Here is an 8,015-nt window from a genome sequence, read left to right as displayed (position 1 = left end):
GTGTACCTAACCAGGTTGAATTATCTGCACACATCTCTGAAGCTTTGATCAACACAGCATTCGGTATCAGTACTTCAGCTATCTCAATTGTAATGTACAACGTATTTACATCAAAAATTGATAAACTGACTTACGCTATCGACGAAACTGGATTCAGCATCGTTCAAACATTTGCTGCATCACACAAATCTAACAGATAATAAATATATAAGTGCTTTAGTTCATCTGTGTGTTACTGCACTAAGATTAAACCAACAAGCGCAGATGGTATATTAATAAACACTATATATTTTTTAAAAAAGATTAGATATGGCAAGGATTAAAGTTCCAAGGAAGAGTACGGCAATTGACATGACCGCCATGTGCGACGTGGCGTTCCTTTTGCTTACCTTCTTTATCATGACCGCAAAAGTAAAAACCGAAGATCCGGTTCCTATCGATATCCCTAAGTCATCGATACAACAACCGGTTCCCGATGCTGACTTTGCAACCATTTCTGTAGGCGCCGGAAAAGCGTTTTTCGGAATGGAAGGTGTTGACCTGCGTAAGCAAACCTTAGTTCAGATGGGCGAAATTTATAAAGTAACTTTCACTCCTGATGAGTTAACCAGGTTTTCGGCAATAACTTCTGTAGGCGTTCCGTTTAACCAGCTTAAGCAGTTTATCGCGATGTCTGTTGATCAGCAGAAAAAAGTGAATCAACCAGGTATCCCTCGCGATTCTGTAAGTAACGAGTTGTTTAACTGGATCCGCGAATCACGTAAGGCTACTGTTGCTTTACACAATACGCAGCTGCGTTTAGCCATTAAAGGTGATAGCAAAGAAGAGTACCCGGTTATCAAAGACGTTATAGCGATTTTGCAAAAGCAAAAAGCTAACAAGTTTAGTTTAATAACAGACCTGGGTGGAGACGGTGGCGCTCCAGCTAAAAAATAAGAAATCATGGCAGAATTAGACACCTCCGGGGGAGGCAAACATAAAGGCGGGAAGAAGGTTAGAAGTAAAAAGCAATCAACCCGTGTAGACTTAACAGCGATGGTGGATTTGGCTTTCTTGTTGATCACCTTCTTTATCATGACAACCACATTGGCCAAGCCTAAAGCGATGGACCTTGCAATGCCTGATAAGGACGAGAAAACCAAAGATCAATTACCTATTGCAGCTTCACGTTCATTAACCCTGTTATTAGGTAGCGACGATAAACTGGAGTGGTACCTGGGCGAACCTGGAAAATCGGCACCGGAAACTATCGGTTACGGTAAAGACGGTTTACGTAAATTACTTGTTGATAAAAGCAAGGAAGTACAGGAAAAAACAGGTAAATTCATGTTTGTTGTAATAAAACCAAGTGATAGGTCTGTATACAAAAACATGGTTAGCGTACTTGACGAGATCAATATCACTAACATAACAAGTTACGGTATAGTTGATATCACTCCATCAGAAATTGCATTATTGCAAAAAGATGGTTTATATAACGAACTGCCTGCAGGCAAGAAGTAATAAATAGTTAAAAAACACGTTATTAATCACCATTAAAATCTAAAAAACTAAGAAAAGATGTTTGGATCGAAATTAGACATATTAGATCAGAGTTGGATTGATGTTGTTTTTAGTAAAAGGAACAAGGAATACGGCGCTTACCAGTTAAGAAGAGATAATCCTAAAAATACATCACGTGCGCTTATCATAGCTATTGTTGTGTTCGTGTTTGTGATTGCCTTACCTACTATTATCAACAGAATTCAGGGATTAATCCCTAAGGCTGATCAAAAAGTGAAGATAACAGACGTAGTGCTGTTACCTCCACCACCTGTGGATCAAACCAAAAAACCACCTCCGCCGCCGCCTGAACCACCAAAACCAAAGGTAGATCAGGTGCGTTTCCCACCTCCGGTTGTAAAACCGGATAATGAGGTTAAGGAGAAAGATCCACCAACCGTAAAAGAACTTCAGGTAGCTGACCCAGGTCAGAAAGACCAGAAGGGTGACCCTAATGCAGACATCCGTATAGATGAGCCTGTAGGTAACTCTGACGTTAAACAAGTAGTAGAAGCCGATCCTAACCAGATCTTTACTTCGGTAGAGCAGGTTCCTGAGTTTCCGGGAGGTTTGGATAAATTCGGTGCTTACCTTGGTAAAGCCATCCGTTACCCTGCAGTAGCCCGTGAAAACGGAACTCAAGGCCGTGTAATTGTAACTTTCGTTGTGGAAAAAGATGGTTCTTTGACCGACATTAAAGTTACAAGAGGTATCGGTAGCGGTTGCGACGAAGAGGCCGTTCGTGTATTGAAAAACTCACCAAAATGGAAACCAGGTATTCAAAATGGTCGTCCGGTGCGTGTACAATACAGCGTTCCAATCAGCTTTACGTTAGCGAGTGAATAATGCCATTTAATTTTAATAAAGAACAAAAATCGCCCAAAAGGCGGTTTTTGTTTATTTTAGGCACTGTCACCTTTGTTTGTTTTGTCGTATTAGGCATCATGATCATGTTTTGGGAACAACTGCCGGTACAATTGTCAAAAAATCAGCGCCTGTTATTTGGGGCGTTTATTATCGGTTACTCCATTCTGCGGTTTTCGAGGTTGTTCAAGAAGGATCAGTATGAAGATTAGTATAAACAGTAAACTTTTAATTTTTTCAGCACTTTTGCTAACAGGTTTAACAGCTTGTCAACAAAAAGCCACAAAATATACTGCCGACAGCAACTTTAAAGCGGGTGTTGCAACTTTTGTTGCAGATGCTTCTTTTTCACCCATAGTTGATCAGGAGCTTTATATTTACACCAACCTGAACCCCGAGGCCAAGCCTGTAATTCAGTACAAAACAGAAAACGAAGCTGTAAACATGCTCATGGCCGACAGTGTTCGGGTAGCTATCCTTTCGCGTGAGCTGGATACGGCAGAGCGTTCTGTTATTGCAAAAAGACAGTTGGTAGTGGAGTCTGTACGGTTTGCTACAGATGCCGTAGCGCTTATCGTAAACACAGCATCAAATGATACCCTGATCACCGTTGCTCAGCTAAAAAAATTACTGACCGGGCAGGGAGATGGCAACAGAACCATAGTTTTTGACAATCCCAACTCAAGTTTGGTAAGATATTTGAAGGAACTTACAGGCAGTAAGGGTTTTACACAAAAAAACATTTACGCGCTTAAATCAAACAAAGAGGTTTTAAAATATGTTAGTGAACATCCGGATGCTTTAGGTATAACCGGCTTTAGCTGGCTAAATGATCCGGATAAGGATTATGCAGGTTACGTGGAAAAGGTGAAAATTGTAGGCGTTAGAGATGAGGCCAGCAAACAGTACCCCGATCAGTATTTTAAACCATCGCAGGAATCACTTGTCTTAAAACAATACCCCCTGAGCCGGGGTTTGTATATGATAAATTGCTCAAGCAAGGTTGGGTTAGGAATGGGCTTTGCTCATTTCCTGGCAAGTCCAACCGGTCAACGTATAATTTTAAAGTCGGGCCTGTTACCCGATTCAATACCCACAAGGGAGATAAGTATAAAAAATAAATTGAATTAAAAATATGAAAATGATCAGTAAAATAGCCACGGCATCATTAGGACTGGTATTAGTAGGTTCATCAGTTTTTGCGCAAAGTCTCGCCGACGCCAAAAAAGCTATTGACGCCGAACAGTATCAGAAAGCTAAATCGATGCTTAAGAACCTTACCGCTACACAAGCGGATAAGGACGAAAATTTCTTTTATTTAGGATGGGTGTATATTAAACAAGATTACGCCGATTCTGCAAAAGCAGCTTTCAACAAAGGTATTGCTGTAAACTCTAAATCCGCGTTAAACTATGCTGGTTTAGGTGCTGTTGCCCGTTTAGATAAAGATAATGCAGGTGCAACAAACAACTTTAACCAGGCTGTTGCTTTAGCCGGTAAAAGCTCAAAACCGTTTCAGTATGTAGGTGAGGCTTATTTATTGCCGCTTACTCCGGGTCCGGGTGCAAAGGTAGCTCCTGCCGATGCTAACGCGGCTATCGCTGTATTGCAAAAAGGTAAAGCAGTGAACGCGAAAGATGCTGAGCTGTTAATTACCCTGGGTAATGCTTACCGTTCACAATTAAAAAGCAACGAAGCTTATCAGGCTTATTCAGATGCATCAACCATCGACCCTAAAAACCCGGGTGCTAAGGTGGCCACTGGTGTATTGTGGCAATTTGCTAATAACTTTGAAGATTCTGAAAAACAATTTCAGGATGCATTAGCTATTGACCCTAATTATGGCCCTGCTTACCGCGAGTGGGCTGAAACAGATCTGCGCTGGGCAAACACAGATGCTAAACAAGCATCTGTAAAAATTAAAGAGGCTGCAGATCATTACAAAAAATACATCAGCCTAACGGATCAGTCAGTAGAATCGCAAATGCACTATGGCGACTTTTTATTGATGGCCGGTGATTATAAAGACCTACAGCAGGTAGCTGCCGACCTATCAAAATCGGCAAACAGCAACGCAAGAGCATACCGTTACCTGGCTTACTCAGCGTTTGAAAATAAAGATTATCCTGCTGCAATGAATGCTATGAATAGCTGGTTCCAGAAAGCCGATCCAAAACGTATCCTTCCGCGTGATTATTTATATATGGGCCGTATACAAGTTGCATCAGGTCAGGATTCTTTGGGTATCAATACCTTAAGAAAAGCTTTAACAATGGATTCAACCCAAACTGAGGTTTACGGTGAAATTGCTAAAAACTTATACGGTCAGAAGAAATATGCCGAAGCAGGTGATGCTTACAGAACCTTTACTCAAAAAGGTGGTCACAGTGTAAAACTTACCGACTACTTTTACGAAGGTATCAGCTACTATTTTGGTTATGATTCTAAAAGACCAGATGCCGATTCATTGTTAGTTAAAGCCGATAGCGCTTTCAGCTATGTAATTGCTAAAACTGCTACTTCACCTTATGCCGATGCTTACCTGTATCGTGCACGTGTTAACGATTTGAAAGAAAAGGACCGTAACAACATTGTAGGTTATGCAAAGCCTTTTTATGATAAATACATTGAGCTGATACTTGCTAAAGGTGCTGCCGATGACAAAACTAAAAAGAACCTTGCCGAAGGCTATGTTTACTTAGGTAACTATTATACCTATAAAGAAAAAGACCCGGCCAAGGCAACCGAAAACTACACCAAGGCTCGTGACAATGATCCTACTAATAAGCAGGTTCAGGCCTATTTTGCCAAACAGGGTGGAGCAGGTAAAAGTAAATAGTAAAAATTAGCATACAATTAAAGGCCTCTTGCAAAAGAGGCCTTTTTTATTATAGTTGCATTAGTATATTTGCATCATGGAATTACAAAGTTTACCTGTTAATTATTTGCCCATCATATTTCAAATGCTGGTAGCTATAGGGTTTGTGGTAACCACAATGTTTGTAACGCATAAAATTGGCCCTAAGCGTGTTACTAAAGACAAGCTTACGCCTTTTGAGTCGGGCATTGAGGTTGTAGGTAACGCCCGTACCCCAATATCCATCAAATACTTCCTGGTTGCCATATTATTTGTGCTGTTTGATGTGGAAGTAATATTTATGTACCCATGGGCCGTTAATTTCAGAGATATGGGCAAAGAAGGCATGATTGAAATGTTCATATTCATGGGCACGCTATTATTAGGTTTCATTTACGTAATAAAAAAAGGTGCTTTAGATTGGGACTAATAGCCCCACCCAACCCTCCCCGAAGGGGAGGACTTTTGAAAAGGAAAGGGTAAATAAGGTCTCCCCTTTCGGGGGAGATTTAGAGGGGGCTTTTTTAGATTGATTCTAAATACACCTCTCAAGTGCTCATAGTGTACTTTTTACATCGTTATTATTGTAAATTTGTAATCGCTATCCATCTTATAGGGATAGTAAATTTCTATTAAAATAGTGCAATGAGTGATATTCAATTAGTTGATGCCCCTGCCGGAGTAGAAGGCGCCGGGTTTTTTGCTACCTCGCTTGATAAAGTAATAGGTATAGCACGCTCCAACTCATTATGGCCTTTGCCTTTTGCTACTTCATGCTGCGGTATTGAGTTCATGGCAACAATGGCCTCTCATTATGACCTGGCCAGATTTGGAGCCGAACGTATAAGCTTTTCGCCGCGCCAGGCCGACCTTTTGATGGTTATGGGTACTATCGCCAAAAAAATGGCCCCTGTATTAAGGCAGGTATACCTGCAAATGGCCGAGCCCCGCTGGGTGATGGCTGTAGGCGCCTGCGCTTCAAGCGGTGGTATATTTGATACCTACTCTGTTTTGCAGGGTATTGATGAGGTTATACCGGTAGATGTTTACGTACCAGGTTGCCCTCCCCGTCCCGAAGCTATTATCGATGGCTTTATGAATATTCAAAAATTGGTACAAACAGAATCGCTGCGTCGCAGAAATGAACCTAAGTACCAGGAACTGTTAGCTAAATACGGAATTCAATAATGGCCCAGATACCTAACGAAGAGCTTTTAAAAAGAATTGGTGAGAAATTTGACCAGCAGGTAACTGTTGTGGGCGAGCCTTACGGGTTGCTTACCGTAGAGACCGGTAGGGAACAGATCATTGACCTGTTAACTTTTTTAAAGACAGATGCTGCTCTTCGGTTTATATTTTTAACAGATATTACCGCAATACATTATCCTGAGCAGGAAAAACAAATTGGTATTATTTACCATTTGCACAGCCTTACAACAAATACCCGCATCAGGATAAAGGTTTTTTTAACTGATGGTGATGTGCATATCCCTACAGCAACTGTACTATGGGAAGGCGCCAACTGGATGGAGCGTGAAACGTATGACTTTTTCGGAGTTATATTTGACGGGCACCCCGACCTGCGCCGCATATTAAATGTTGATGACATGACGGCTTTCCCGATGCGAAAAGAGTTTCCGCTGGAAGACCCGAACCGTGTTGATAAAAAGGATTACTTCTTCGGAAGATAAAAATAGATAGAATCAAGAGGTAAGAGTCAGGAATCAAGAGAAATATACAATAAGGTTATCTTTTATCTTGACTCTTGATTCTGGGTTCTTGACTCTAACAAAAACAATTATACTGATGCAAAATCATCCTGTATATACAGACAACGATCCGCAAAGCGAGCTTTCAACCCTTAACCTCGGGCCAACTCACCCTGCAACCCACGGTGTATTTCAAAACGTGCTACAGATTGATGGTGAAAGGATTGTAAGCGGCGTATCAACCATTGGTTATATTCACCGCGCGTTTGAAAAAATTGCCGAACATAGGCCTTTTTATCAGATAACGCCACTTACCGACCGTTTAAACTATTGCTCGTCGCCTATTAACAATATGGGCTGGCACATGACGGTTGAAAAACTACTGGGCATAACCACTCCTAAACGGGTTGATTACCTGCGTGTAATTATCATGGAACTGGCCCGTATATCAGACCATATTGTTTGTAATGCCATTTTAGGTGTAGATACAGGAGCCCTAACCGGCTTTACCTACATGATGCAATGGCGCGAACATATCTATGAAATTTATGAAGAGGTTTGCGGTTCGCGTTTAACAACCAATATTGGTCGTATAGGCGGTTTTGAGCGTAACTTCAATACCATAGCGTTTACTAAACTCAAAAAATTCGTAGCCAATTACCCTAAGGTATTAAAGGAGTTTGAAGCACTGTTTAATCGTAATCGTATTTTTGTTGACCGTACCAAGGATGTGGCCGCGGTAACTGCCGAAGATGCTTTAAACTACAGCTGGACCGGCCCTATATTACGTGCTGCGGGTGTTGATTATGATGTAAGGGCCATGAATCCTTATTCATCATACGAAGATTTTGATTTTGAAGTACCGGTTGGTACCAATGGCGATGTTTACAGTCGCTTTTTAGTACGTAACGAAGAAATGTGGCAGAGCCTGCGCATTATTGAGCAAGCCCTGGTGAAACTGGAAAAAGAGCCAACAGATATTTTTCACGCTGATGTGCCCGAGTTTTACCTGCCTCCAAAAGAAGAAGTTTATAATAACATGG

11 protein-coding genes are annotated in these 8,015 nt (G+C 41.2%); all 11 read left to right on the top strand.

From position 1 onward, the window contains the following. Positions 1 to 200 (top strand): MotA/TolQ/ExbB proton channel family protein (locus tag AAGC65_RS23250; protein WP_343114861.1); only part of this gene is annotated, 200 nt, incomplete at its 5' end. A gap of 109 nt (positions 201 to 309) precedes the next feature. Then, positions 310 to 936, top strand: a complete 627-nt coding sequence (locus AAGC65_RS23245; protein WP_343114860.1) for a biopolymer transporter ExbD — start codon at positions 310 to 312, stop codon at positions 934 to 936. A gap of 6 nt (positions 937 to 942) precedes the next feature. After that, a complete protein-coding gene (locus AAGC65_RS23240) occupies positions 943 to 1,503 on the top strand; it encodes a biopolymer transporter ExbD (protein ID WP_343114859.1) in 561 nt (186 codons plus the stop codon). A gap of 57 nt (positions 1,504 to 1,560) precedes the next feature. Continuing rightward, positions 1,561 to 2,388, top strand: coding sequence for a TonB family protein (locus AAGC65_RS23235; RefSeq protein ID WP_343114858.1), 828 nt, complete (start codon positions 1,561 to 1,563; stop codon positions 2,386 to 2,388). Continuing rightward, positions 2,388 to 2,618 (top strand): hypothetical protein, encoded by a 231-nt coding sequence (locus tag AAGC65_RS23230; protein WP_343114857.1) that lies wholly within the window; start codon positions 2,388 to 2,390, stop codon positions 2,616 to 2,618. The genes AAGC65_RS23235 and AAGC65_RS23230 overlap by 1 nt, the downstream gene beginning before the upstream one ends. Then, positions 2,608 to 3,537: a substrate-binding domain-containing protein gene (locus AAGC65_RS23225; RefSeq protein ID WP_343114856.1), complete on the top strand. Its 930-nt coding sequence runs from the start codon at positions 2,608 to 2,610 to the stop codon at positions 3,535 to 3,537. Before AAGC65_RS23230 ends, AAGC65_RS23225 begins: the two co-directional genes overlap by 11 nt. Positions 3,538 to 3,547: 10 nt before the next feature. Beyond that, complete coding sequence (locus AAGC65_RS23220) at positions 3,548 to 5,245, top strand: hypothetical protein (protein WP_343114855.1); 1,698 nt, start codon at positions 3,548 to 3,550, stop codon at positions 5,243 to 5,245. 76 nt (positions 5,246 to 5,321) lie between these two features. Then, the gene (locus tag AAGC65_RS23215) at positions 5,322 to 5,693 is read left to right on the top strand and encodes an NADH-quinone oxidoreductase subunit A (protein WP_343114854.1); all 372 of its coding nucleotides are present in this window, start codon (positions 5,322 to 5,324) and stop codon (positions 5,691 to 5,693) included. A 215-nt stretch (positions 5,694 to 5,908) separates the two neighbouring features. After that, the gene (locus tag AAGC65_RS23210) at positions 5,909 to 6,451 is read left to right on the top strand and encodes an NADH-quinone oxidoreductase subunit B (RefSeq protein WP_343114853.1); all 543 of its coding nucleotides are present in this window, start codon (positions 5,909 to 5,911) and stop codon (positions 6,449 to 6,451) included. Then, on the top strand, positions 6,451 to 6,954 hold the full coding sequence (locus AAGC65_RS23205) for an NADH-quinone oxidoreductase subunit C (RefSeq protein ID WP_343114852.1): 504 nt from the start codon (positions 6,451 to 6,453) through the stop codon (positions 6,952 to 6,954). The genes AAGC65_RS23210 and AAGC65_RS23205 overlap by 1 nt, the downstream gene beginning before the upstream one ends. Before the next feature lie 115 nt (positions 6,955 to 7,069). Then, positions 7,070 to 8,015 (top strand): NADH-quinone oxidoreductase subunit D (locus AAGC65_RS23200; RefSeq protein ID WP_343114851.1); only part of this gene is annotated, 946 nt, incomplete at its 3' end.

The organism is Mucilaginibacter sp., assembly GCF_039207105.1.
Lineage (GTDB): Bacteria > Bacteroidota > Bacteroidia > Sphingobacteriales > Sphingobacteriaceae > Mucilaginibacter.
Note: the sequence above shows the minus strand (reverse complement) of the source record. Positions and strands in the feature narration are given on the sequence as shown.

What these genes read in the sequence shown, in the direction of transcription:
- AAGC65_RS23245 (WP_343114860.1), top strand. Translation starts at nt 310, where the DNA reads ATGGCAAGGATTAAAGTTCCAAGGAAGAGTACGGCAATTGACATGACC.
- AAGC65_RS23240 (WP_343114859.1), top strand. Translation starts at nt 943, where the DNA reads ATGGCAGAATTAGACACCTCCGGGGGAGGCAAACATAAAGGCGGGAAG.
- AAGC65_RS23235 (WP_343114858.1), top strand. Translation starts at nt 1,561, where the DNA reads ATGTTTGGATCGAAATTAGACATATTAGATCAGAGTTGGATTGATGTT.
- AAGC65_RS23230 (WP_343114857.1), top strand. Translation starts at nt 2,388, where the DNA reads ATGCCATTTAATTTTAATAAAGAACAAAAATCGCCCAAAAGGCGGTTT.
- AAGC65_RS23225 (WP_343114856.1), top strand. Translation starts at nt 2,608, where the DNA reads ATGAAGATTAGTATAAACAGTAAACTTTTAATTTTTTCAGCACTTTTG.
- AAGC65_RS23220 (WP_343114855.1), top strand. Translation starts at nt 3,548, where the DNA reads ATGATCAGTAAAATAGCCACGGCATCATTAGGACTGGTATTAGTAGGT.
- AAGC65_RS23215 (WP_343114854.1), top strand. Translation starts at nt 5,322, where the DNA reads ATGGAATTACAAAGTTTACCTGTTAATTATTTGCCCATCATATTTCAA.
- AAGC65_RS23210 (WP_343114853.1), top strand. Translation starts at nt 5,909, where the DNA reads ATGAGTGATATTCAATTAGTTGATGCCCCTGCCGGAGTAGAAGGCGCC.
- AAGC65_RS23205 (WP_343114852.1), top strand. Translation starts at nt 6,451, where the DNA reads ATGGCCCAGATACCTAACGAAGAGCTTTTAAAAAGAATTGGTGAGAAA.